General features: G+C 45.8%; 19 protein-coding genes. 3 read left to right on the forward strand and 16 right to left on the reverse strand.

Annotated features, from left to right (window positions below):
• Positions 1–112: 112 nt before the first annotated feature.
• The 3 genes from DC20_RS19965 to DC20_RS19975 form a co-directional block, all read right to left on the reverse strand.
• A complete protein-coding gene (locus DC20_RS19965) occupies positions 113–1,372 on the reverse strand; it encodes a zinc dependent phospholipase C family protein (protein WP_062545461.1) in 1,260 nt (419 codons plus the stop codon).
• Positions 1,373–1,664: 292 nt separating this feature from the next.
• The gene (locus tag DC20_RS19970; protein ID WP_062545462.1) at positions 1,665–2,381 is read right to left on the reverse strand and encodes a pirin family protein; all 717 of its coding nucleotides are present in this window, start codon (positions 2,379–2,381) and stop codon (positions 1,665–1,667) included.
• Between the two features lie 145 nt (positions 2,382–2,526).
• Positions 2,527–3,288: a LexA family transcriptional regulator gene (locus tag DC20_RS19975; RefSeq protein ID WP_062545463.1), complete on the reverse strand. Its 762-nt coding sequence runs from the start codon at positions 3,286–3,288 to the stop codon at positions 2,527–2,529.
• Positions 3,289–3,629: 341 nt separating this feature from the next.
• Here DC20_RS19975 and DC20_RS19980 point away from each other — a divergent pair, with 341 nt between their 5' ends.
• Entirely contained in the window at positions 3,630–4,841 is a 1,212-nt protein-coding gene (locus DC20_RS19980; protein WP_062545464.1) for a S8 family serine peptidase, read from the forward strand.
• 152 nt (positions 4,842–4,993) lie between these two features.
• On the opposite strand, the gene recQ is transcribed toward DC20_RS19980, so the two are convergent.
• The 12 genes from recQ to DC20_RS20040 all read right to left on the reverse strand — a co-directional run bounded on the left by recQ (position 4,994) and on the right by DC20_RS20040 (position 21,486).
• A complete protein-coding gene (recQ, locus tag DC20_RS19985; RefSeq protein ID WP_062545465.1) occupies positions 4,994–7,126 on the reverse strand; it encodes a DNA helicase RecQ in 2,133 nt (710 codons plus the stop codon).
• A gap of 127 nt (positions 7,127–7,253) precedes the next feature.
• The gene (locus tag DC20_RS19990) at positions 7,254–7,586 is read right to left on the reverse strand and encodes a phage holin family protein (protein ID WP_062545466.1); all 333 of its coding nucleotides are present in this window, start codon (positions 7,584–7,586) and stop codon (positions 7,254–7,256) included.
• Positions 7,587–7,602: 16 nt separating this feature from the next.
• Positions 7,603–8,694: an agmatinase family protein gene (locus DC20_RS19995; protein ID WP_245652254.1), complete on the reverse strand. Its 1,092-nt coding sequence runs from the start codon at positions 8,692–8,694 to the stop codon at positions 7,603–7,605.
• Positions 8,695–8,698: 4 nt separating this feature from the next.
• Positions 8,699–9,982 (reverse strand): polyamine aminopropyltransferase, encoded by a 1,284-nt coding sequence (gene speE / locus DC20_RS20000; RefSeq protein WP_062545467.1) that lies wholly within the window; start codon positions 9,980–9,982, stop codon positions 8,699–8,701.
• A 196-nt stretch (positions 9,983–10,178) separates the two neighbouring features.
• The gene (locus DC20_RS20005) at positions 10,179–10,802 is read right to left on the reverse strand and encodes a chemotaxis protein CheC (RefSeq protein WP_062545468.1); all 624 of its coding nucleotides are present in this window, start codon (positions 10,800–10,802) and stop codon (positions 10,179–10,181) included.
• A gap of 36 nt (positions 10,803–10,838) precedes the next feature.
• Positions 10,839–12,470, reverse strand: coding sequence for a chemotaxis protein CheA (locus tag DC20_RS20010; protein WP_062545469.1), 1,632 nt, complete (start codon positions 12,468–12,470; stop codon positions 10,839–10,841).
• A complete protein-coding gene (locus DC20_RS20015; RefSeq protein ID WP_062545470.1) occupies positions 12,467–13,597 on the reverse strand; it encodes a chemotaxis protein CheB in 1,131 nt (376 codons plus the stop codon). Before DC20_RS20015 ends, DC20_RS20010 begins: the two co-directional genes overlap by 4 nt.
• A gap of 38 nt (positions 13,598–13,635) precedes the next feature.
• Complete coding sequence (locus tag DC20_RS20020) at positions 13,636–14,016, reverse strand: response regulator (RefSeq protein ID WP_062545471.1); 381 nt, start codon at positions 14,014–14,016, stop codon at positions 13,636–13,638.
• 24 nt (positions 14,017–14,040) lie between these two features.
• On the reverse strand, positions 14,041–14,541 hold the full coding sequence (locus DC20_RS20025) for a chemotaxis protein CheW (protein WP_062545472.1): 501 nt from the start codon (positions 14,539–14,541) through the stop codon (positions 14,041–14,043).
• Positions 14,541–20,009: a HAMP domain-containing protein gene (locus DC20_RS20030; RefSeq protein WP_062545473.1), complete on the reverse strand. Its 5,469-nt coding sequence runs from the start codon at positions 20,007–20,009 to the stop codon at positions 14,541–14,543. Before DC20_RS20030 ends, DC20_RS20025 begins: the two co-directional genes overlap by 1 nt.
• Before the next feature lie 128 nt (positions 20,010–20,137).
• Positions 20,138–20,887 carry a ParA family protein gene (locus tag DC20_RS20035; RefSeq protein WP_062545474.1) on the reverse strand — a complete coding sequence of 250 codons (750 nt, stop codon included), beginning with the start codon at positions 20,885–20,887 and terminating at the stop codon, positions 20,138–20,140.
• Between the two features lie 107 nt (positions 20,888–20,994).
• Positions 20,995–21,486: a SixA phosphatase family protein gene (locus DC20_RS20040; RefSeq protein WP_083470392.1), complete on the reverse strand. Its 492-nt coding sequence runs from the start codon at positions 21,484–21,486 to the stop codon at positions 20,995–20,997.
• Positions 21,487–21,636: 150 nt separating this feature from the next.
• Between DC20_RS20040 and topA the strand changes: the two genes are divergently transcribed.
• Together topA and DC20_RS20050 are read left to right on the forward strand one after the other, a co-directional pair.
• Complete coding sequence (topA, locus tag DC20_RS20045) at positions 21,637–24,087, forward strand: type I DNA topoisomerase (protein ID WP_062545476.1); 2,451 nt, start codon at positions 21,637–21,639, stop codon at positions 24,085–24,087.
• Between the two features lie 204 nt (positions 24,088–24,291).
• Complete coding sequence (locus DC20_RS20050) at positions 24,292–24,981, forward strand: SIR2 family NAD-dependent protein deacylase (protein ID WP_062545477.1); 690 nt, start codon at positions 24,292–24,294, stop codon at positions 24,979–24,981.
• A 110-nt stretch (positions 24,982–25,091) separates the two neighbouring features.
• On the opposite strand, the gene menC is transcribed toward DC20_RS20050, so the two are convergent.
• Positions 25,092–26,168, reverse strand: a complete 1,077-nt coding sequence (gene menC, locus DC20_RS20055) for an o-succinylbenzoate synthase (RefSeq protein WP_062546062.1) — start codon at positions 26,166–26,168, stop codon at positions 25,092–25,094.
• Positions 26,169–26,186 lie beyond the last annotated feature (18 nt).

Below are 26,186 nucleotides of genomic sequence, written 5' to 3' on the forward strand. Positions count from 1 at the left end.
GTTATTTACACTACTTATAAATCAATAAATAACAAACCTTAAACACTAAAAGACCTAGCTAATAAGTATTATCACTGATAAATAAATTTAACAATTAACTAAATTATAAACTTTATTTTGTATATTTTAATTCAGACAGTAGTTCTTTTGTTTTCTCCCAATCCTCAAGGGCTTTTTTGTCATTTGATTTAGGGGCGCTTGCTTTGGTGTAGAATTTTAAAATGTTATGTTTTTGTTCTTGGCTACAGGTAGAGAAATCGCCTTTGCTGAGATATTTTAGCCATTCCGCATACGTCTCATCAGTTTTACCATAATTCCCGTGCTTTGTACGGTCCCCCGTATCTAAGTCTGTATTTGTAAGCGAAGTTACCGTAGAAGGTAAATCAGACAGACCAATGGCAAACTTTTCAGAAGTAACATTAAAGCTTTCCATGAAAAGCTTTTCTGCTTCAGGAGTAGGTGGCTTGAAGGTAAAGGTACGGTTAGGCCCCACCTTAGGTAGCACCCGTAGAAGCCAACTCAGAAATTTCTCAAATAGGTTTGGTTGTTGGTACTCTCTCCCCCATTGCTGGTGATATTTTGTTTTATTAATCCTATACAGATACTGCCGCCGTGTAAGACTTGGCTTTGCATTCTTGATTTCGGAAGCTTTGAGGTTCCAGGCAGCCTTCGTTAAACTTGGTATCAAAGTACTTACTGATCTTCTGAACGAACCAATTGTAAGTTTTAAACTCACAAACAAACTGCTTAACTCCAGCCCATACGTTCTCTTGAAAGCACGCTCCAGCAACTCCTGGCTGACTTCAAAGCCAATAAAGTCATGATATGCTTCAGGGGCATAATTACCTCTGGCCACCTGCAGAACATCAAACCCAAATTCCATTTTGATGTGGGCGATGGGATTTTCTTCATAGGTGACACTTTCACCGAACTTCGCCTTTAACTCTGGGTATACCAAGGGCACCGACCGGTTTGTCCCTATAGGATGCCCATAATTGTCTGCATAATAATGAGCTAAAGCCCCAACGGCAAACGCATATTCATTTAAGGTTTGTGCCTCTTCCAGCAGGGCAATTGTAAAATCACCACTTCTAACGTAATGGGTAAGATCAGTGAAAAAGGTATTCCCGAAAGGATAGTACCCCATATCCTGTATGATAGCACCACCATAGGCGTGCGCATGGGCTTTGATCAGTTCTTCTTTAGTTGCTTTAGGGAATCGTTTCTTCAGGAGGGGAACAATGGAGGGTTGCCAGGCTACATCAATAATAGCTTGATGGGTAAGTACACCATATCCATTGCTTTCCTGTGGTGTTCCAAACAGGAACAAGCTTACAATAATGATGGGAAATGAGAGTAGTTTTTTAGCCATTCTATAATAGGTTTTCACCTAACTTCTTTGCCAAAGATATGGTAAACCTACTATTTATATTACGGCAAATACGGTTTAATGATTTTGAGGCTTAAGTTTATCCACTTACCCTATAAACAACTTCATCAAAATTACTACTACTAATATGGTGCTCTATTTAGAGCCTCATTTATGAAAAAAGAGCTAAAAGGAGAATCGTATCTAATTTTTTGCTCAATAACAAGAACATTATATAACAGAAAAGCGGGCTCTTGAAAAAAGAACCCGCTTTTCTGTTTTGAATTTATTACAATTAATAATTGGCTTCTACGCCAGGTAAGTCGATTAATATAAAGGAACTGTCTGCGGTAGCCTGAATCCGCAATGCGTCAATATCTGCTGACCGTACCTGATCATTTTTCTGCACCTGAATTCCGTTCACAAATAACTCACCCGAGGTAACATAGATTAGTCCTTTTCTAATTGGGAAGGTCTTGAAATCTATTTCTTTCCCTTCATTTAAATTAGCATGGTAAATAGTAGAGTTGGAGTTGATGTACACCACATCTTCCAATACTTTCTGACCGGTTACTAACGGTATCAATTGATTCTTTTCACCAGTAAAGTCAATTGCTTTCTGTTCATAGGAAGGTGTCAGGCCTTTTTTATTGGGGAAAAACCAAAGTTGGTAAAGGTGTAGATCTGTGTCCCCGTGGTTGTGTTCAGCATGACGTACTCCCGTACCAGTGGACATCCGCTGTACTTCTCCTGCATGAATAACCGTATTATTCCCTAAGCTATCGGTATGGGTGACCTCTCCTTCCAGCACAATGGTGACAATCTCCATCTCTGAGTGAGGGTGTTCAGGAAAACCATTTTTGGCTTTTATATAATCATCGTTGAAAACCCGCAGCGGCCCCCACTGCACGTTCTCCATGTCATAGTAGTCTGAGAAGGAAAAAAGGAAATAGGAGTCAAGCCAGCCATGCGAGGCGTGGTGTCTTTCAGTGGCGGGAATCACTTTTATCATGAGATAAGCAGTTTGGGTTTAGAGTAAATACGTACCCACGCCTTTGAAGTTTATTATGTGATTACTATATAAAGAAACAGGCCGTTTAGAAGCTGCTTTATGAAAAACAGTTTCTAAACGGCCCTTACATTGAAAGGTAAACGTCTTATTTGGCGGTTTTCAGTTTCTTAACCTCTTGTTGTAAGTCAAGCACCAGAGAAGTAAGTTTATCCAATGAAATCTCAGCCATTGGGAAAGTAGTACTTATGTAGGCTTTTGCCTCCCATAACTCAACGATGTCATCCAAAGCCACGTCATAAGGTTCATAGTTGGGATTGTCTGAGTGTAATCGCAACGAAGTCTGCTTATGCTGGTGGTAGATACGTTTAAAAACAATGCCTTCCTGCAGACTAACCACAATACAAGGTGTACCGTCTTTTATTTCCTGCCACTGCTCAACGTAACGTCCTACAATCACAGTACCGGATGGTATAGGCAACATGGAGTCTCCCTTAATTTCAAAAGCACGGTACGTACCCGGGCTTTGAATCATAGGAAGCCGAAACTTAGGAAGCTCTTCCATAAATTCCGGATCTGAGTATCCATTTAGGTAGCCGGCACTGGCTTTATAAGGTACTAATTCAATGTTCTCACGGTTCTGAGCATCTACAGTAATGGACAATACCTTCACGTTAGACTGCCGCTTAGAATTCCCGTTTTTTGAAGTATTGGGTAAATCAGGGTTGATCAACTCATCTACTGACAACTGAAACACCTGTGCCATTTTCATAAGGGTAGCCAGTTTAGGTTCTGCCCGCCCTTCTTCATAGGCACCAATCAAGGAACGCTTAATTTCTAACTTTTCGGCAAGCTGTACCTGGGTTAGATTAAGTTGTTTTCTAAGATATTTAAGATTAGTGCTAAGCATATGATTCTCTGTTGTTTGTTTGGCAAAGTAAAAGTACTAATTCTTTAGCAAACAACTAACATTTTTGGCAAAGTTATAAGATTAGAAATTAATTTTATTTCATTTTTATTGTGTTTTTGAAACTCAAGATTCTTACCAACAAGTAAATAAGTAGAATTTTGAAGATAAACATCTATTTATAACTATATATAACTTATTTATTATCAGTTCATTATTTAATCCAAACTCTTTGCCTTAGTAGGATTATTTATTACATTTGAATATCAACCGCCATTTTTGAGTTTCTCAGCGGGTATAAATCTTCTTTTATTTATGGGTATTTTCTACTAACAAACAAGTGTATGAATAGAACTACGTTTAAAAAAGCTGTCTCCTTTTTTGCTTTGGCTTCGGTGTTTTCCATGTCAGGTTGCCAGCAGGATGAATTAGTGGAAGAATCAGCTATTCTTCCTGCAGAACCAACTGCCTCTTCAAAAACCATTGAAGGGAAGTTCATTGTTGTTTTAAAAGACAATAACCTTTTATCCGGCAAATCGCTTCGCGAAAAGGTTTTAGGGAAAAATGGATTAGAGAGTAGTCGTGCCCGCGAAGTATTTCAGGGAGCATTCAACGGTTTTTCCGGTTCTTTCAGCAAAGATGAGATAGCCCGTCTCAGAGCAGACCAAAATGTAGCTTTTATTGAACCAGACCAAGCAGTGATGCTTGGAAAAGGTTCTCCTAAAACATCCACTTTCAATACCTCTTCTCCAATTGCAAGTACCTCTACTACCACAACTACTACTTCCAGCACTTCTACCCAGGTAATTCCTTGGGGTGTTTCTCGGGTTGGGTATGGTGATGGTACAGGTAAGACAGTTTGGGTTATTGATTCTGGTGTACAGTCAAGCCACCCAGATTTAAACGTGGATAAAACCCGTAGCAAATCCTTTATCTATGGAGATGCTTCTTATGAAGATGGATATGGTCATGGAACTGGCGTTGCCGGTATCATTGGAGCAAAAAACAACAACATTGGCGTTGTAGGAGTTGCTGCCAATGCTTCAATTGTAGCCCTTCGTGTATTTGACAATACTGGTTACGGCACCCTTACACGTATCTACTCTGCCTTGAATCACGTGTATAAGTACGGGAATCCAGGGGACGTAGTAAACATGAGCTTACGCGTTTCTGCTTCTACCATGTTAGATGACCTGGTAAAGAAAACAGCCGCTCGCGGTATTTTCATTGCCGTTGCCTCTGGTAACAGCTACATTGATTGCAAGGACGACTCTCCTGCTCGTGTGATCGCGCCAAACGTATTTGTTGTGTCCAACATGGACTCTTACGGAAGATTCAGTCCTTCTTCTAACTTTGGAGCTTCTGTAAAATTCTCTGCTCCAGGCACTAATATCCAAACTACCTGGAAAGGTGGCGGGTACACTACTGGTAACGGTACTTCATACGCTGCTCCGCACGTAGCTGGTATTCTTGCACTAACCGGAGGAAGAGTTAATTCCCAAGGGTATGTTTCTAATGACCCAGATGGATTGACAGATCCTATTGCATTAAAATAAATAAAATGCCCTAAAACAAAGAAGGCCGGTTACTTAGTAACCGGCCTTCTTTGTTTTAGGGCAAACTCCTGAAAGCTTGCTTTTTACTACTTATTTGAAATTAGAAGCAAAACTACCTTCCTTTCACCTTGTTGATAGAACAAGGATAAACTTTATCCATTCTCCTTGTTGAACCGACCAATTCCAAGTCTGATTTTCATGTAATCTATTTCTCCTTCCAGATATTCAAAAATTGGCTTCATAGCCGCAGTCTGCTTGGTCTTAAGGATTGCCTCTCGCACCCTACTGTACTCCCAGTCAGACAAGTATGGTTTCAAATCAATGTCGTAGCCTTGCTGGTACAAAGTAGCTAAATGGGAGTAGATAGTGGTCAATTGCACTTGCCGCTGCTCAGAGATCTCTTCTGGAGTTTTGCCCTGCCGAAGCAGTTCATAGGTGACCAGATGCGTAGTCCCTTTGATTTTAGCTTGTTGCTGTTCTGCTTGTTGGGCCAGAAAACTCAAAATGGAATTGATGAAGATTTCACCATACTGTTCGTACTTGGCCTGAGCCACCCCGGAAATAGACAGGAAAGCAGGTTTGTTTGTGGGTCGCTGCTCCACAATCTCCTGCAAAGTATTATCTGTAAAAACCACGTACGGCGGAATGTTCCTTTCACTGGCCAGTTGCTTTCTGAGTTGCCTTAAATGCTCAAATAAGGCTGTCTCCACCCCACTTCTTGATTTCTTCTGCCGCTTTTCTTTCTCTTCTTTGGGAAGCGGCGCCTGGAATTTAACCAGTTCCACTTTTTTACCTTTGAAAAGAACTTCTTGACTGGCATTGGTTAACTTCAAGGCACCATGCTCATCATACGCTACCTCCAGTATACCCTGGTTGATAAGCTGATGAATGTACCGCTGCCAATCCTGTGAGGGTACTTCCCTGCCGGCTCCAAAGGTTTTCAACTGGTCATAGCCTCTGGTCAACGTAAGCTGGTTGCGGGAGCCACGAAGAATATCAACTACTTGCGCAGAAGCTATCGTTTCTTTCGTTCGGGCTACCGCCGATAAAATTTTCTGCGCCAGTTCAGTTCCGTTGAATGACGTAGGCGGATTGTCACAGATGTCACAGTTCCCGCAATCACGGGAATATTCCTCCCCAAAGTAGTGCATCAGGGTTTTACGGCGGCAACTGGTGCTTTCAGCAAATTGCTGCATTCTATCCAGCTTCGCTAAGGACAAGGCTTGTTCTTTGCTGTTTTCACCTTGGGTCACAATGTCTCGCAGGGTCATGACATCAGCTAAGCTGTAAAACAGCAGCGCCTCGGCAGGTGCTCCGTCACGTCCTCCCCTCCCAATTTCCTGGTAATAGCTTTCCAGGTTTTTTGGGAGGTTGTAATGAACAACCCAGCGCACGTTTGACTTGTCAATCCCCATCCCAAAAGCAATGGTGGCGCACATGATCTGGATGTTATCCTGCAGGAATTTTTCCTGCACCTGCTCCCGGTCTCTAGCCGATAAGCCTGCATGGTAATAATCTGCGTTGTAACCTTTCTCCTTCAGTTTGGCAGCCAGTGACTCACAGGCTTTCCGGCTGAGGCAGTAAATGATACCGGGCTGAAAGGGACGCTCCTCCAGAAAGTCCAGTATAGCTTCCATGCGTTTCTGCCCCGGCTGCACCTGAAGGTGAATGTTAGGACGGTCAAACGAGGAAATAAATACTTTAGGGTCCTGAAGGTAAAGCTGGGTAAGAATGTCCCGTTGTGTAAGACGATCAGCAGTGGCGGTCAGGGCTATGATAGGCACCTCCGGAAACTGGAGTTTCAGGTTCTTCAGCTGCAAATACTCCGGCCGAAAATCATGTCCCCAGGCAGAGATACAGTGCGCCTCATCAATGGCGAAGAGATTTATTTGAAGGCGCTTCAAAAAGGAAAAAAAGCCTGCTGAAAGAAGTTTCTCTGGAGAAACATACAGCATTTTCAAGCGACCGTCAAAGCATTGCTGCTCAATTAACTGCTGTTCTTTAGTAGACTGAGAGCTGTTCAGGTACCCAGCATTTACACCGTTACCCAACAAGGCTTCCACCTGGTCTTTCATCAGGGCAATCAAAGGGGAGACTATAACACTGAGGCCGGGCATCACCAAGCCTGGCACCTGGTAACACACAGATTTACCGCCCCCGGTTGGCATCAACACTACCGTGTCTCGCTTTTCCAGTACGTTTGATATGATATCTTCCTGACCCGGTCTGAACTGATCGTAACCAAAATACTGCTTCAGAACTTCCCGTGCTTCCCTTACTCCCATTTGTAACTACTTTTCACAAAAATACAGCAAAAACAGCTTTATCCTTTTGCCTCTACACCAATAAAAATAGAAAAAGCCCAGAATTGCTTCCGGGCTTTCTAATTAATTTAGCAAAAACAGTTGTAAACTACAGAATGAAATCAATGATTGAAGTTACTATGGAAAGCACCAAGCCAAATAAAATGGCAGTTATAATTCCATTGATATCGAATCCATCCAGAAGATAATCAGCTAAGTATATGATGATGGCGTTGATGATCAGCAAAAACAAACCCAACGTCATGATGGTGATGGGAATGGTGAGAAACACCAAAATTGGCCTCACTACAGCATTTAACAGTGCCAGAACCAGTGCTAATAAAATAGCGCTGGATATCCCGTCAATAGAAACGCCTGGAAAAAACTGGGCCAGTACCAGCGCCACAATGCCCGTAATGATAATCTTGAGGATGAATCCCATAGTGTTTGCTTATAGGTTATAAAGAAGCTTCTAATCTTTTTTGAGATACGGCCATCCAGTTGCAGAGTTTGTACAAGAGGCGTGCGCCCACGTTCCCGTTCCATTCAGTGTCTCCGGGTGCCACTTCACACAAGTCAAACCCAATGATCTCGCGACCAGATCTTACCAAAGCCTTGATGAGATACACCGCCTCTTCAAACTCAAACCCCCCAGGAACCGGAGTGCCTGTTCCCGGGCAAAGCTTAGGATCCAACCCATCTATGTCAAAGCTGATGTATACTTTCTGAGGCAATTGCGCAATGATCTTCTTACACTGCTTCCGCCAGGAATTGCCTTCATACATTTTGGTTTTGATCTTTGAATCATAAAAGGTGGTAATTCTTCCATTGGATTGATCTACCAACTCAGCCTCAGCCTGACACAAATCCCGGATGCCTACCTGAATCAGCTTTTTTACCTGCGGAATTTTCAGGGCATTAAACATGATGGAGGCGTGGGAATAGGTAAATCCTTCATAAGCATCACGCAAGTCAGCGTGCGCGTCTATTTGAAGAATGCCGTACTCTTCGTGCTTTTCGGCCAAAGCATGCATAAAACCCAGTGGTGTACTGTGGTCGCCGCCTAATACACCTACCAGTTTGTTTTGATTCAGTAAAGCTAAGGTCTCCTTTTTAGACCACTGCAAAAGCGCTTCGCCTATGCGGTTTACTTCTTCAATGGTAGCGTCATGTACTGATGAATCGCCTTTGCTTCCGGTTTCCAGCCACTCAATATAGGCTTCGGTTTTCTCCCTCAAACGCTGGCTTTCCTGTGCCCAATCTTCTGGTACAACCGGCATGTGAATACCCAGGTGCCAGGCATTAGGTAACTCCGGGTCAAAAAGGTCTAGCTGTGGTGAGGCGTCGCGAACGGCGGCAGGACCTTCAGCAGTACCTGCGTTATAAGAAACCGTCACTTCCCACGGAATGGGAAAAATTACTACCTCAGACTCTTCCTGGGTAAAAGGAAGACCAAACAAACCGCTTCCTACTTCTCCTACGCCATTCTGGTCAAAGGAAGAAATCTTGGAGTGCTTTGACTCGCACATGGTGGGCATCTTAATACTCATACTTCTATGCTTTAGAGGAAAGTAACTCTTTTACAAAATTTGGCAAGGCGAAGGCCGCTACATGGATGTCTTCATTGTAGTACCGAAGACCTTGTGCTTGGGAGAAGGCAGCCGCAGTTTCCAGGTTGAATTTCTTGGGGTGCACGCTTCCTTTAGAGCTGAAAGAAAAGCTCCAGGTACCGGTTGGGTATGTTGGAATGGCAGCCAGATAGCAGTGCACATTGTTCTGCCCAAAAATTCCTTTGTAGGTGTCAAAGATCTCCACGAAGACATTGGTGTTAAATCTAGGCGATTCGCTCTGCGTGATCATCACCCCTTCAGCGGTAAGACAGCGGTGCACCTGAGTGTAGAACTCAACAGTAAACAATCCTTCTCCCGGGCCAACCGGATCCGCAGAATCTACAATGATTAGGTCAAAGGCGCTATCGGCACATTCCTGTATGTATTTTATCCCGTCTTCCACCAAAAGCTTCAGCTTTGGGTTGCCGAAAGCACTGGCTGTTTCAGGTAAATGCGCTTTGCAAGCTTCAATCACCAGTTCGTCTATTTCTACTAGCACCACTTCTTCAATGCAGTCATGGCGTAGCAGTTCCCGAACGGTTCCGCCGTCTCCTCCCCCAATCACCAAGGCGCGTTTTACGTTTCCGTGGCTGAAGACTGGTACGTGCGTGATCATCTCGTGGTACACATACTCATCTTTCTGGGTACACATCACCATGCCATCTAATGTGAGCATGTTGCCATAGGCCAAGGTCTCAAACACCTCCACCTTTTGGTAAGGCGACTGCTTTTTGTAAAGCTGAGTACCAGTATGTTTTAAAGAAAGGGCAATGTTCTCGTCCCGCTCGGTAAACCACACATCACGGGTAATTTTGGGAATAGGGGCAATCTGCTGTCCGGAATCACGAGCTTCAACGGTGAAGTCAGTGCGGTTCAGGAGTCTTTGCTGACCGCGTAAGCACTCCATAGAAGAACCATGGCTGGCTTTGAACGCTTCAATTAAGTAGTTGTAGGAAACCCATGGGTCAACGGAGTCACCACAGGTAAACAAGTCAACGGCGGCATACCCGTACTCAGGCCAGGTATGAATGGCTAAATGGCTCTCTTGGATAACCACTACGCCAGAAACGCCATAAGGAGAAAAGTGGTGAAAGGTACTGTTGATGACGGTGGCACCAGCAGTCTCAGCAGCGGCCACCATACTGTTTTCAATGTGCACCACATCATTCATCAACTCCGGTGAGCAGTTGTAAAACTCTACCAGTATATGTCTTCCTAAAGCGTCCATAAGCGTTTTCTAAGTCAGTAATATGTTCAGACGCGCAAAACAACAAAAAAGATACTGGATTGGAAAGGATGAGAGAAGTATCGTTTTGATACCCTTTTCTGTAAAAGGAGCATTAAACATCCTTTTGTAGCTGTCCTACAAGCGAAAGAGCCGCGCTGGGCGGCTCTTTCGCTTGTAGAAAAAATGGTCCTTCCCCTTATTTAGTCAGGAAGTTGTAGGACCGGATGATCTCTAATATTTTGATAAAGGTGTTGGTGTCAAAGAATAGAAGCAAGGGCAACTCAACCATTTTAGAGTTATTGGTGAATTGGGTGATTACTGTGAACACCAGTGGCTGAAACAAAGGATGGTCTGTAAAGATACCTTTCAAAGATTCTGCAATGTCATGCTTGGGAGCTACCGGCGGAGAGCCGTAAATACTAGCCTTCAAAATATTAGCTAATTGCGTTACAAGAGCTCCGGTGATGATGTTGCTCACCTCCAACAGAAGTGATTCCTGCATCTCGGTGAGCGGTTCATTTCCTTTCACGGTCATGCCCAAACATACTTTGGATAGTTGCTCCACATGCAGCTCAGAAAACAGCATTAAAGTGGAACCATTCAGCTCCCCTTTAATATCTGACTGAATGATGGTGTGCGAGTTTTCGTAGGCTCTTACAATCTTTAGAAGCTCTTCCGCTTCCATCAACTGCAGATCAGGTACTTTTAACAGCACACGGTCTTTGGCAATCACTGCAAACGAGTCAGCTGCCCGGGCAAGTCCAATGTTCAGGATTTCTTTGATGATATCCCGCTCTAGTTCATTTACTTGAAGCTCCATGAATCAGGCATTAAATTTTTTATTTCCCATCAGCGCTTATCTTCTGGCTATAAAGTAGCGAGTTATAGCGGCCACATCCAGTACCAGACACACCTTGCCCGATCCTAAGAGGGTAACCCCCGCGTAAATCTCAATAGTATTGACCGGTTTACTTAGGGCCTTGATCACAATGTCCTGCTGCCGAAGCAGCTTGTCCACGATCAGCCCAAGTTTCCGGTTATTGTAGGTCACAATAATGATGTTCTGTACATCATGTTCTAAGTTGCTCTTCTTAACGCTGTAGTCGTTTAGGTCAGTATTGAACATTTCTTTTAGTGAGACAATGGTTATGGTCTCTCCGTTGATGTCAGCTACTAACAGATCTCCTACCTCGTGTAATTCGCTGGTTGGCAAAGCCACCACAGAATCTGTGTGCATTAACGGTATGGCGTAGAAGTTTTCCTCTACCTGGCACAACAATGCACCTTTTACCGCAATAGATGTAGGTAGGAAAAGCGTGAACGTTGTTCCTTCGCCTTTCTTAGAATCTACTTTAATACGACCCCCAATAGAATCGATGGCATTTTTCACCACATCCAATCCTACCCCACGGCCAGATACTTCGGTCACTTCCTTGGCAAGGGAGAACCCTGGCTCAAACAAGTAAGACAAAACCTCAGTGTTACGGAGGTCCTGCGCAGCATCAGCCGTTAAAAAGCCCCGCTGTACAATGGCTCGCCTTACTTCCTCTTCATCAATTCCTTTCCCGTCATCAATCAGCTTCAAAATAACCGTATCACGGTCATTCTGGGCTGAAAGCGTTATGTTTCCCTGAGGCGTTTTCTTTGCCTTTTTCCGAACGTCGGCCTTTTCTATCCCGTGCGAAATAGCGTTCCGCATCAGGTGTAGCAGGGAATCGGTTATAATCTGAAGAATGTTCCGGTCAATCTGGATGTCCTGACCAATAATATCCAAGTTGATTTCCTTTTTCTCTGCTACCGCAACGTCCCGCACAATGCGCGGGAATTTATTGAACAAAGAACCCACGTTCACCAACCGGGCATCCATCACGCTGTACTGCAACTCCTCCGTGATGCGGTATAGGTGGGCACTCACGTTTTTCAGGTCGTCGTGATCCAGTTCTTTACTGATGGACAAGATCCGATCACGGTCTATGATCAGCTCTCCTACCAAATTCAGTAAATGGTCAAGTTTCTTGATCTGGATGTAAATCAGATCAGAAAGCGACAGGTTTTTGGTGGTATAGTATTTCTGAACCTTTGTTAATTCAGCATTATTATCAGCTGAGGAGTTGATGACAATGTCCAGGTTTCGGAGAAGCTCCTGACTTGGCTCCACTTCTTTGGTTCCGTCAATGCCGGTGATCATCTCCCCTAGCATGTCAATCCCGTCAAACAGAACCGTCACTACTTCATCACTGAAACTAAGTTCTTTGCTCCGGATTAAACCAAATGCAGTTTCTAATTTATGCGAAACATCAGCAATAGCCTCATACCCTATTGCTTTGGCATTGGCTTTGAGGTTATGCAGCAACCTGAAAACCTCAGCCAACAACTGTTCATTCTCAGGGTCTTTCTCCAGATCACTGATGTGCCGGTTAAGCGCATCATAATACTCGAGAGCCTCGGCTATAAATATCTCTTTATACTCCTGATCTCTCGACTTCATCCTACTAACTTCTCTTTGAGCATAGAGCCCATATGTCGGTCTGAAACAAACCGGTTAATGATGGAATTTATTTGACCTAATGCGAACACGCCATTCACTGCCCCACTTTCTATAGCTGCTTTAGCCATCCCGAATATGGTAGAGGTTTCTTCATCCTGCGCGATCACTACACCGCCTCGTTTTCTTATCTCATGCGCCCCGGAAGTTCCGTCCTGCCCCATTCCGGTCAAAATGATTCCAAGCACCTGACCGTGAAAACATTTGGCCGCAGAGTCCATTAAAGCATCAACCGATGGGGAATCCATGGCATAAGAAGGTTCTAGTTCAACCGTAAGGTCATGCGGCCGCAAAGACTTTCTTTTCACCCGCATGTCTTGCCCACCCGGGGCTATTATTATTGTACCCGGTGTTAGCACCATGTTCTGGTAACCTTCTTCCACTCGCCAAGGAGTGAATTTCTGCAATCGTTTCGCTAAACGTTTAGTAAACTTCTCAGGCATGTGCACAGCCACCAGTACCACCGTTGGTTGAAGGACGGGTAGATCTCTCACCAGGTACTCCAAAGCGGCAGAGCCTCCGGTAGAGCCCCCAATGACCACGACAGAAAGAGGAGCAGCCGATTCCGGATTCTTCACCAAAGCTGGCTTTTTATAGAAAACCTCCTTACCGGCACCCCGGTTAATGGAAATACGGGTAGATGGGTTCTCTGAAGAATAATGTACCACTACCTCTCTGAGTTTAGATAATAACCCAGATTTAGTTTCTTCTTTAAGGGTGTTTTCGGTAAAACGACCCGGAAGCGGTCTTTGCCCCTTCAGGCCGAAAGTAGCGGAAGAGAAAAAAGAATCTGTGGCCTTGTTCTGGGCCACCATTAATACCAAAGAGGATTTCTCTCCATACACTGACCTGAACGTAGGCAGATTCCCACTTAAGGTTAACCCGTATTGAGTTACAATCAAATCAGGTTTGGAAGACATTGCTTTGTAAAGCAATTCTTCTCTGGACTGGGCAGTATCTACCACCTCAAGTTGGGGCTCGGCTTCAATTAAGCCAGAAAGCACCATTCTGGAGCGCGCGGAAGTATTCCCAATTAAAACCCTGAATTTTGTTTGCTGCGTCTGCTGCACGGAAAGGCGGAGTAGCGGAAATATTAAGTCAGTTTCTTTTAGTCTTCTTTGAAAGCGTTATTTAAGGCTTCCAATACCTTGTCTTCAGAGAAAGGCTTTATAATGTAATGTAAAGCTCCGTATTCAGCAGCCTCATTCATAATCACTTCCTGCCCAACGGCACTTACTATCACTACTTTAATATCTGGATTATCCTGTTTGATGCCTTTCAGAACATCTAAACCGGTATTATCAGGTAAAATCACGTCCAATGTTACCAGATCCGGAATTTTGTCTTTCGCCATCTGCAAAGCCGTTTTTCCGTCCGGGGCTTCCCCTACTACATCATAACCGGCATCTAACAGCATGTTTTTCAACATAGTGCGCATGTAGAAAGAATCATCTACAATTAGTATTCTTTTTTTATCGGTGATTTCCATAAGTAATAAGGTCAAATATGAGCACTATGATTTCAATTGCATTACTTCATCTGAGGTAAGAATCTTGAAGATATCCAGCACAATGATGAGCCGGTCTTCGTGTTTTCCTATGCCTTCAATAAAGTTTTCATTGATGTTGATATCCTGAATAAAAGTAGGAGCCTTGTCAATGCTGGAGACTGGCAACGTCAAAGATTGGGGCACCTCATGCACAATGAACCCCATGGTATATTCCTTCGCCTCCATTACCAGGGTATACGTATGCGGGGTAAACATGCCGGAAGGGCGCTCAATTCTGAAGCGCTCTTCCAGATCCATGATGGCTATAATGTCTCCTCTAATGTTGGATACTCCTTTGATAAAAGAAGGTGTTTTGGGCATGCGGGTAATTTCAGGGGTAATAGTTACCTCCTTTACTTGGTCAATGCGAACCCCGTACTCTTCATTGCCTAATTTAAAGACAATGAGGTGTACCCGCTCTACTACCGAAACATCCTTTTTATCTCGTATATTCTGAGATTCCATTATTCCTGGCCTCTGTTTTTAATCGTTTTCTTAACGGTTGGTTTCGTGCCGAAGTCGTTGTCATCTAAGTCGTCTCCCGGGAAAGAACGTCTTCTTGGCGCTGGCACAGCCGTTAGTTTACGAGCGTTGCGGTTAGGGTAAACCAAGTTTCCGTTTACCAATTTGAAGGCAGAAATACTCATCTGCAGATCATCTGCAATGTCATTCAGACGCTGGCTGGAAGAGGTCAGTTCCTGCATGGAAGTAGACAATTGCTTGGCTGTACCCGCTACTTGTTGTGTACCAGAAGCAGTTTGTTCCGCAATGGCTACCACTTCTTCCACGTATTTAACTACGTCTCCAATAGACGTCTTCTGTACTTCAGTAGACACCAGAATGTCTTGGGCACTACGTAGCGTTTCACCACTGGAGGTCGCAATGTTTTTAAAGGCGCCGGATGCTTCAAACGTAGCATTCTTTCCTTTCAATACCCGGCCCTCCATGGTTGCAATTGCTGCGGCAGCGGAAGAAGTATCTTTCTTCACGTCATCTACCAGCGTGCTGATTTCGCTTGCAGATTTACGGGATCCTTCCGCCAGCTTCCGTATTTCTTCGGCTACTACTGCAAAACCACGTCCTGCCTCACCAGCTCTAGCCGCCTCAATAGCTGCATTCAAAGCCAGCAAGTTGGTTTGAGCGGCAATGTCAGTAATTACTCCAAGGGATTTAGAGATCTCCTGGCTACGGGTACTCAATACTTCAATGGTTTTGGCAGTCAAGGCGGCAGAAGAAGAAATTTCTTCCATGTTGCGCACCACTTCGGCCACAGTTTTCAGACCCAATTGAGAGGTTTCCTCTCCCATCACCGCAGAACGGTTCACCACATCAGCTTTGTTCGCAGTTTCTTTTGTGGCCTTCATGATTTCTTCAATCAACTTGAAGGCCTGGTCTGTTTTCAGAGCTTGGTTTTGCGCACCCTCTGCCATTTGTTGCATGGCCAAGGCTACATCTACTGTTACCCTGTTCATCTCCAATCCTTTAGCAGCCATCTCTTCAGAAGACGAACCTACGATGAGCGAAGAATCATTGATTTCACCCAACAGGGCATTCAGGTTATCTACCGCCAAGTTCAAGGCATTTGACATAGCCAGAATATCACCCGCAGTATGGATTTCAACCTTTTGGGTCAAATCACCCTCAGAAATAGAACGCACTACGCGAGATACTTCTAGTACTGGCGTTACAATAGACTCTAACAAATCATTTAACGTATCTACCAGTTCTTTCCAGCTTCCGCTCACACCGTGTACAGTGGCACGCTCTGTCAGTTTCCCTTCCACCCCTGCTACTCTGGCTACCCGGCTCACCTCACCCGCTAAACGATTCAGGTCTTCCACCATGCTGTTGATGGTGTCTGCCAGGTCAGCTAATTCGCCTTTGGCTTGTAAGGTCAGCTTCTGGGTTAAGTCACCTTTAGATACCGCCGTTACTACTTTCACGATTCCGCGAACCTGAGTTGTCAGGTTAGAAGCCATGATGTTCACGTTGTCAGTCAGGTCTTTCCAAACTCCTGCCACATTCGGCACAGCAGCCTGTCCACCTAATCTACCCTCAGTACCTACCTCAAGCGCCACCCGGGTTACCTCACCAGCGAAGATGTTCAGGGAATCCACCATCTGGTTCAGGTTGTCCTTCAGCTCAGCTAATTCACCACGTACATTCACCGTAATTTTCTGAGTTAAATCTCCTTTCGCTACCGCAGTAGCTACGTTCGCAATGTCCCGCACCTGAAGCGTCAGGTTAGACGCCATGGTGTTTACATTGTCAGTCAGGTCTTTCCAAACCCCAGCAACGTTAGGCACTTTGGCTTGTCCGCCTAGTCTTCCTTCGGTACCTACCTCAAGCGCCACACGGGTTACTTCACCCGCGAAGATGTTGAGGGAGTCCACCATCTGGTTTAATATATCTTTTAGCTGAAGGATTTCACCCTTCACATTCACCGTCATTTTCTGGCTCAGGTCCCCTTTCGCTACTGCAGTCGCTACGTTGGCAATATCCCGCACCTGAGAGGTAAGGTTAGATGCCATGGAGTTCACGTTGTCAGTGAGCATTTTCCAGGTTCCTGCCACGTTAGGCACGGAAGCCTGGCCACCCAGTTTACCCTCAGTTCCTACCTCTAACGCCACGCGGGTTACCTCACCAGCGAAAACGTTCAGAGAGTCCACCATCTGGTTCAAGATGTTTTTCAGCTCCAAAAGCTCTCCTTTTACATCTACCGTAATCTTCTGGGTAAGGTCCCCTTTCGCTACCGCAGTAGCAACATTAGCAATGTCACGTACCTGCAGCGTCAGGTTAGAGGCCATTGAGTTCACATTGTCTGTCAACTCTTTCCAGGTACCGCGTACTTTAGGCACATTGGCCTGACCACCCAGTTTACCTTCAGTTCCCACCTCTCTCGCTACCCGAGTTACCTCGTCTGCAAAGATGTTGAGGGAGTCCACCATTTGGTTTAGGTTGTTTTTCAGCTCTAAGAGCTCGCCTTTCACATCAACCGTTATCTTCTGGCTTAAGTCACCTCTTGCTACCGCAGTGGCTACGTTGGCAATGTCCCTTACCTGAGAGGTAAGGTTACCAGCCATGAAGTTCACATTGTCAGTAAGGTCTTTCCAAACCCCGCCTACATTTGGCACAGATGCCTGTCCACCCAAGATACCTTCGGTGCCCACTTCACGAGCCACCCGGGTTACCTCCCCGGCGAAGATATTGAGGGAGTCCACCATCTGGTTCAGGTTGTCCTTCAATTGAAGAAGCTCGCCTTTCACGTCAACAGTGATTTTCTGACTTAAGTCACCACGGGCCACAGCTGTAGCTACGTTAGCTATATCTCTTACTTGAAGCGTCAAATTAGACGCCATTGAGTTTACGTTGTCGGTCAAGGCCTTCCAGGTACCGGCCACATTAGGTACAGCAGCCTGTCCACCTAACTTACCTTCGGTTCCTACCTCACGGGCCACGCGGGTTACTTCCCCGGCGAAGATATTCAAGGAGTCCACCATCTGGTTCAAGTTGTCCTTCAACTCGGCCAACTCCCCTTTCACATTAACCGTGATTTTCTGGCTTAGGTCACCCCTTGCTACCGCGGTTGCTACATTAGCGATGTCGCGCACCTGAAGGGTCAGGTTAGAGGCCATCGAGTTCACGTTGTCCGTCAACGCCTTCCAGGTACCTGCTACGTTAGGCACAGTGGCCTGCCCGCCCAATTTACCTTCGGTACCTACCTCCAGTGCCACGCGGGTTACCTCCCCGGCGAAGATATTGAGGGAGTCCACCATTTGGTTAAGGTTGTCCTTCAACTCGGCTAGTTCGCCTTTTACCCCAACGGTTACCTTTTGGCTCAAATCACCCCTTGCTACCGCAGTTGCTACGTTGGCAATGTCGCGTACCTGAGAGGTAAGGTTACCAGCCATGAAGTTCACATTATCAGTGAGGTCTTTCCAAACACCACCTACATTAGGTACAGTGGCTTGGCCGCCCAACTTACCTTCAGTTCCCACTTCACGCGCTACCCGGGTTACCTCACCGGCAAAGATATTGAGGGAGTCCACCATCTGGTTCAGGTTGTCCTTCAACTGAAGGAGCTCGCCTTTCACGTCCACAGTGATCTTTTGGGTTAAGTCGCCTTTTGCTACCGCAGTTGCCACGTTAGCAATGTCGCGCACTTGCAGCGTCAAGTTAGACGCCATGAAGTTCACGTTATCGGTTAAGTCTTTCCAAACACCGCCCACATTAGGCACGGTTGCCTGACCACCTAACTTACCTTCGGTTCCTACCTCAAGAGCCACACGAGTTACTTCCCCCGCGAAGATGTTGAGGGAGTCCACCATCTGGTTTAAGCTGTCTTTTAATTGAAGGAGCTCTCCGTTAACATTAACCGTGATTTTCTGGCTCAACTCGCCACGAGCCACCGCAGTCGCTACGTTCGCGATGTCACGCACCTGAAGGGTCAGGTTAGAAGCCATTGAGTTCACGTTGTCAGTAAGTTCTTTCCAAACTCCCGCTACTTTAGGCACGTTAGCTTGACCACCTAAGATTCCTTCAGTTCCTACTTCTCTCGCTACCCGAGTTACCTCATCTGCGAAGATGTTCAGGGAGTCCACCATTTGGTTCAGGTTGTCCTTCAGCTCGGCTAACTCACCTTTCACGTTTACCGTTATTTTTTGGGTCAAGTCACCTTTCGCTACCGCAGTGGCTACATTGGCGATGTCACGCAGCTGAGAGGTCAGGTTGGAAGCCATAGTGTTCACGTTGTCAGTAAGGTCTTTCCAAACTCCACCTACGTTCGGAACTTTCGCTTGGCCACCTAGCTTACCCTCGGTACCCACTTCACGGGCCACCCGGGTAACCTCATCACCGAAGATGTTCAAAGAGTCCACCATTTGGTTGATGTTCTCTTTCAATTGAAGCATTTCCCCTTTCAGGTCTACCGTTACTTTTTGGTCCAGGTTCCCCTGGGCAACAGCAGTAGTTACTTTCGCGATGTCCCGTACCTGAAGAGTAAGGTTAGACGCCATCGCATTTACATTATCAGTAAGTTCTTTCCAGATACCAGCCACGTTAGGCACTGATGCCTGACCGCCTAGTTTTCCCTCAGTACCTACTTCCAAGGCCACCCTAGTTACCTCACCGGCAAACAGGTTCAGGTTGTCAATAGTACGGTTGATGGTTTCAGCCATGACCTTGAAGTCACCGGACACAGGAATCTGGAACGTCTCGTCCAGGTTACCGCGAGAGATGTTCTTCAATACCTTGCCTACCTCCAATACCGGAACGGCGATGGAGTCTACCAGGCCGTTGATGTTGTTGATCATGTCCTTCCAGAAACCTGAGGCACTCTCAGCAGAGGCACGGGCTTTCAGGTTACCCTCTACCCCGGCAACTTTAGAGATACGCGACACCTCTCCTCCTACACCCCCAATCATCTCCACCATGGAGTTGTAGGCTTCGGCTATCTCTGAGAAGATGTCGTTGTTTTGTTTGGTCAAGCGCACCGAGACGTCTCCTTTTTTGAAGGCATCAAGGGCATAAAGCACGCGGTTCAGCTGCTCATTGATGTAGTCAGAATCCTGAGTCTGGGTAGTCTGGCGCGGAGAGTTGCTTTTCCGGGCCTGATCTGTAGTCTCAGCTTCCAAAGATGTTTTTTCCGTTTTATCGGCTTGTTTCTCCACTGTCTTTCCTCCTGCACGGGCTTTGGTAGTAGCAGCTCGTCCGTTTGTCTCTGTCAAGGGAAGGTCTACCATTGAGGTGGCAGGAGTTTCCTGAACTGGCGTTTCCTCAGGCTGCTCTGCGACAGGAATATCTGCCGGTGCCGAGGCAGGGGCCTCTGCCGGTGCTGAGGCAGCAACATCCGTAGGCACCTCCACGGGTGTCTCGGCCTCCGTCTTCCCAATCAGTTTATCCTTGTTGAGTTTCAAGTTTTTACCTAAAGCCATCTTATCTTTAATGAAGAACGTTAATATCCTCTGCAGCACCAGATGGTGCCAATATATTTATATTCAATGCCTGGGTTTAGGAGACATCTTCGCAATTTACTAATAAAACAAGACTTCCGGAAGCTTTGCTAAGCAAGTGAAACAAATTCCTTAGCCAATCCCAGGTAATCTTTTGCCCCGTATGAAGAAGCATCGTAATCCAACACACTCTGCCCAAAAGAAGGAGCCTCAGCCAATTTAACATTGAGCCTGATGCGCTGCTGGAAAATGTATTCGTCTACGTTCTCTTTAAGGTAATCTTCTATCTCTGCGCTCAGCTTGCGTCGTTTGTCATACATTACCACAACAATGCCCTTTACCTTAAGTTTAGAGTTGAGCGTCTTCTTAATTTGTTTTACCGTATTCAGAATCTGCCCTAATCCTTGCAGCGTAAGCACCTCCATCTGCAAAGGAATCAACACCTCATCAGATGAAGCCAACGCATTCACGGTGAGCAGTGACAAAGAAGGCGGACAATCAATCAGGATGTAATCAAAACCAGTCACCTCATCCAGCAAATGCTGCAGAAATCGTTCCCGCTCCTCATGGTTCACCAGCGAAATTTCCACATCTACCAGATCATTTGAACCCGGCGCTATAAACAAACCGTTACTTTCCTGAAGGCAGTCCATGAGTTTGACCTTGCCTGCAAAAACGTCAGCCAGCGTGGAAGATGGTTCTGTAATGCCTAAAGAATAAGAAAGATTGGCTTGCGGATCTAAATCGATTAACAACACGCGCTTGCCCAGCTTTTGCAGGGCGCTCCCCAGGTTGATGGTAGTTGTGGTTTTACCTGTACCTCCTTTTTGGTTGATGACCGATACGATTGTTGCTGGCATAGGTTACGGTGGAAAGAAAAAATTTTTCTAAGTGTGTGACGAGCCGCTAAACTACAAATAAAACAGGGGCTCTAGTAGTATTTTAAGCTTCTTTTGGGCAAATACCCTTAAAACCTTGCAGGTTGCTCTTGGTATAAATAATGCAGTTTACAGGTACCTGCCCGCAAGTTTTCCCATGAAAAACCGTTAAAGTGTAGGTGAGCAATGGTGGCCGTATTGAAGGAAACCTCTTCATGGGCCAGGCTCGACGCGAAAAAAGAGATAGTTGGGTTATGTCCTACGATCAACAAGGTGTCCACCTCATCTTTTACCCCGTGCAAAAGGGTAAGCAGGTCATGCTCAGAGCTGTAATAGATGTCATGCTCCAGTTGAACCGGCACTTTGTGCTCCATTTGCTCCAGCATATTCTCTAGCGTCATCTGGGTTCTCACAGAAGGACTGCACAAGATCAACTCGGGTAACAGAGACTGGCCTTTAAGCCACAGGCCGGCCTCACCCGCTTGTCTTTGCCCAAACAAGGTAATCTCACGGTCAAAATCTTTTTGCCCAATGGTTTTATCTGCCGCTGTGGCGTGGCGCATTAATAAGAGATTCTTCATGGCTATGTTTACTAAATAAACCTTTTTACCCCCTCAAGGTATATTAATTTACCTGATTGGAACAATCGGCATAAAGATAGTGGTTGGATTGTCTCAAAAAATTACTACATCTTTGAAAAAATTTTGGGCGATGCCCCACTTTAATCCCTTATGATAAAGAACCTAGTAATTGTGGAGTCACCGGCTAAGGCCAAGACCATAGAAGGGTACCTGGGGAAGGATTTCGTGGTGAAATCCAGCTTCGGGCACGTGCGCGACCTCCCCAAAGACAACAATGCTATTGATATACAGAACGGCTTTAAGCCCACGTACGTGGTTAGCCCAGATAAACGAGAAGTAATTGCCCAGCTTAAAAAACTAGCAAAGGAAGCCGAAACGGTCTGGTTAGCGTCCGATGAGGACCGCGAAGGAGAAGCCATATCCTGGCACCTTTCAGAGGCTCTGAACTTGACGGAGGCTAAAACCCGTCGCATTGTATTCCGTGAAATTACTAAGAGCGCCATTCTGAATGCTATTGAAAACCCGCGCTCTATTGACACCAACCTGGTAAACGCCCAACAGGCACGCCGCGTGTTAGACCGCCTGGTGGGTTTTGAATTATCGCCGGTGCTTTGGAAGAAAATCAAGACAGGACTTTCCGCCGGACGGGTACAATCAGTAGCAGTACGGGTGGTAGTAGAGCGTGAACGGGAGATTGAGAAGCACAAAGCTGTTTCTACTTTTAAAGTAGTAGCCCAGTTTGATGCAGGTGGCAAACGCGTGGAAGCGGAACTAAATACCCGCTTTAAAACCCAGGCCGAAGCTGAAGACTTTTTAAAACGCTGCATTGGTGCCTCCTATTCTATTGAAAGTTTAGAGAAAAAGCCAACTAAACGGAGCCCTGCCCCTCCCTTTACCACGTCTACCCTGCAGCAGGAAGCCAGCCGTAAGCTATCTTTCTCTGTAGCCCAAACCATGCAAGTGGCACAACGCTTGTACGAGGCGGGTAAAATATCCTACATGCGTACTGACTCGGTGAACCTGTCACAAGATGCCATGACTGCGGCGGCAGTTGAGATTGCGCGCTCTTTTGGCGAAAACTACGTGAAAACACGTCAGTACAAAACTAAATCAAAATCAGCGCAGGAAGCTCACGAATCAATCAGACCAACTGATTTCGCTGCCCTTCAGGTAAGCTCAGACCGAAACGAGCAACGCTTATATGACCTGATCAGAAAACGTGCCATTGCCTCGCAGATGGCCGATGCTGAGATTGAAAAAACCACTGCCACCATCACCATCAGTGGCCAGCCTGAAAAACTAGTTGCCACCGGAGAAGTAGTTCGTTTTGAAGGTTTCCTGAAAGTCTACAGTGAATCCACGGATGATGAGGAATTAGCTGACGATGATGTGAAGGGAATGCTCCCTCCCCTGAATGAAGGGCAGTCTCTGGCTTTACAGCGCCTGCAAGCCACCGAGCGCTACAGCCGCCCAGCCCCTCGCTACACTGAGGCTAGTTTGGTGAAGAAACTGGAGGAAATGGGAATTGGCCGTCCGTCTACTTACGCCCCTACCATCTCTACCATCCAGAAGCGCGGCTACGTGGAGAAAGACAACCGGGAAGGTAAGGAACGGGCCTATACAGTTCTGACGCTTGAGAACGACCAAATCAGCACTCAAAAGAAAACTGAGATGGCCGGAGCCGAGAAAGCCAAGCTCTTCCCTACCGACATTGCCATGGTGGTAACTGACTTTTTGGTGTCACACTTTGAGAGCGTAATTGACTATTCTTTCACCGCGAAAGTAGAGGAAGAATTTGATGAGATAGCTGCAGGTAAAAAGCAGTGGGATAAAATGTTAGATACATTTTATACAAGCTTTCATCAAACTATAGAAACCAGTGCCAATGTAGAACGCTCTACCGTAAGCGGTGCCCGTGAACTCGGGGTAGATCCTGTTTCAGGAATGAAAGTGATTGCTAAATTAGGACGTTTTGGACCTTACGTACAGTTGGGCGAGGAAGTGGAAGGAACTGAAGCTAAACCGGTGTATGCCAGTCTACGCAAAGGCACTTTCATAGAATCCATCTCCCTGGAACAGGCGTTAGAGTTATTCAAATTACCCCGTATCGTTGGGGAGTTTGAAGGAAAGGAAATGAAAGCCGCCATTGGTCGGTTTGGGCCTTACATTCAGCACAACAGCAAGTACTATTCCTTGCCGAAAGACCTGGATCCTTTGTTAGTCACTGAACCGGAAGCCATTGCTTTGATAGAAGCCAAGCGCAAGGCTGATGCGGAAAAAATGATCAAGACCTTCCCTGAAAACCCGGAAGTAACGGTCTTAAATGGTCGATTTGGCCCATACATCTGCGTAGGCAAGAAGAACGTGAAAATTCCTAAAGGACAGGAACCGGCAGAGTTGACTTTGAAGCAATGTCTGGAATTGGCAGAAGCTACTCCTGACAAACCAGCTCGTGGTGGTTTTAAAAAGAAAGCAGCCCCAGCTGCTGACACCCCTGCTGCCAAGAAAACAGCTGCAAAAAAACCAGCAGCCAAGAAAACGACTAGTACCACCAAAGCAGCTGCCAAGAAAACTTCTTCTGCTAAGAAAAAAGCCAGCTAACCTAGCTTTTATCAATAAACATAGTCCTAGTAAGCATTAAACTCCCTTTTGGGGCTGTTTCCCTAAAACAGCCCCAAAAGGGAGTTTATCATTTCAGCGCAACCTTCGTATCCATAGGCATCATCAATCAAGAAGAACAGCTTCTAACAGGATGATAGCAGCACTAGAATTCAAAAGTCTAACAAATCTTCAAACCTTTTCTCAATGAGACAAAAAATAGTCGTATTAACAGGTGCAGGAATAAGTGCAGAAAGTGGGTTGGCAACTTTCCGGGATTCGAACGGGCTCTGGGAAGGGCATGATGTGATGGAAGTGGCTTCTCCTGAAGGCTGGCACAAAAACCCAGACCTGGTGCTGGAGTTCTACAACCAACGACGTAAAAGCGCTTTAGGCGTAGAGCCAAACGCAGCCCACAAGGCCTTGGTAGCCCTTGAAAAAAAGTTTAACGTGCAGATCATCACCCAAAACGTGGACAACTTACACGAACGGGCTGGCTCCTCTAACATCATGCACCTCCACGGAAAACTTTTTGAAAGCCGAAGCTCCTTGGACGAAAACCTTGTATACCCTATGAAAGGCTGGGAGCTGAAGAAAGGCGACCTTTGTGAAAAAGGCTCGCAATTAAGACCCAACATCGTATGGTTCGGGGAGGCAGTACCACTGATAGAACAAGCCGCTGGGGAAACCATGACCGCCGATTACCTGCTCATTATTGGCACCTCTTTACAAGTGTATCCGGCTGCTGGTTTGGTGTCCTATGCACCGCATGACGCGCCCATTTACCTCATTGACCCAAACGCACCTGCTGTCTCTTCCAGAAGAAACATCACCATCATTCAAGAGAAAGCAACCATTGGAGTTCCAGCTTTGGTAAAGAAACTGATGGAAGAATAAGGTGCTACGGGATAGAGTCTTATGTAGATTGATAACAATCAATTCAAGTGGTCCTAATCAATCGCTTCTGTTTAAGGTTTCCTTTCAGAAAAAGGGCATGAAATAACTTGTTACGCCGGCAGTTCCCAGGGACGTTCAGGGTTGTACCAAAGCTCTTCTCCCCTAATTTCTAAAGGAGAGGCAAAGTTATTATGGTACAATTGACCTGTTCCAAGACCTTGCGGCAAGGGGTTTCCCAGGTCTGAAGCAAATTGCGCAATGGCATTCAAGCCTATGTTTGACTCCAGCGCCGAGGTCAGCCACCAATCTATACCTAATGATTCTGCTACCTGTATCCACTCACGGCTACTGACCAAACCTCCTACAAGCGTGGGCTTGATGATGATGTATTGCGGGCGAATCTTATCTAACAACTTCCATTTATTCTCTTTGCCACTGACGCCAATCAGCTCTTCGTCCAGTGCGATTGGAATTGGGGAAGCGCTGCACAACAGTTGCAGGTCCTCCATTTTACCTGGTTTGATGGGTTGTTCCAATGAATGAATTTCAAAGGTGGCTAACTGCCGTATTTTTTCTTCGGCATCATCAACTGAGAAAGCACCATTTGCGTCAAGTCGCAGTTCCAGCACTTCAGGACCCGCAACCCTTCTTATTTCTTTCAGGATCTTTAACTCCTGCGAAAAATCAAGACCTCCAATTTTTAGTTTTAAACAGGTAAAGCCCTGGTCCATCTTCTTCTCTATCTGAGAGCGCATGAAAGCAGGATCTCCCATCCAGATGAGCCCATTGATTCTAATCCCTTTTTCTGATCTGCTGAAAGCAGTGTTGTACAGCTTTCGTTTACCTCCCCTAAAGTAATCTACCCAAGCTGTTTCAGCGCCGAAACAGATGGAGGGCCATTGTTCTAGGGCTCTCCAGAATTCAAGGGATTCCTCAGACTCAGGATCTTCTATGTGCAAATCGTTGTATTGCTGGCAAAGCTGCTCCAGAAGAGAATGGAATTCAGGGGAGAAATCGGTACTTAAACCGGGCAAGGGAGAACATTCTCCCCACCCCTGCTTTTCTAAATTTTGGGTATGGTGCACCCGCAGGTAATGGGCAAGGTGCGTCTGCATAGCCCCCCTGGAAGTACGGGCATCAAACCTGAAAGCTAATTCGCGGGAAAAAGGCGTTAAAACAAAGGGCATAGTTTCTTTAGAACGCAA

This window comes from Rufibacter tibetensis (assembly GCF_001310085.1).
Taxonomy (GTDB): Bacteria; Bacteroidota; Bacteroidia; order Cytophagales; family Hymenobacteraceae; genus Nibribacter; species Nibribacter tibetensis.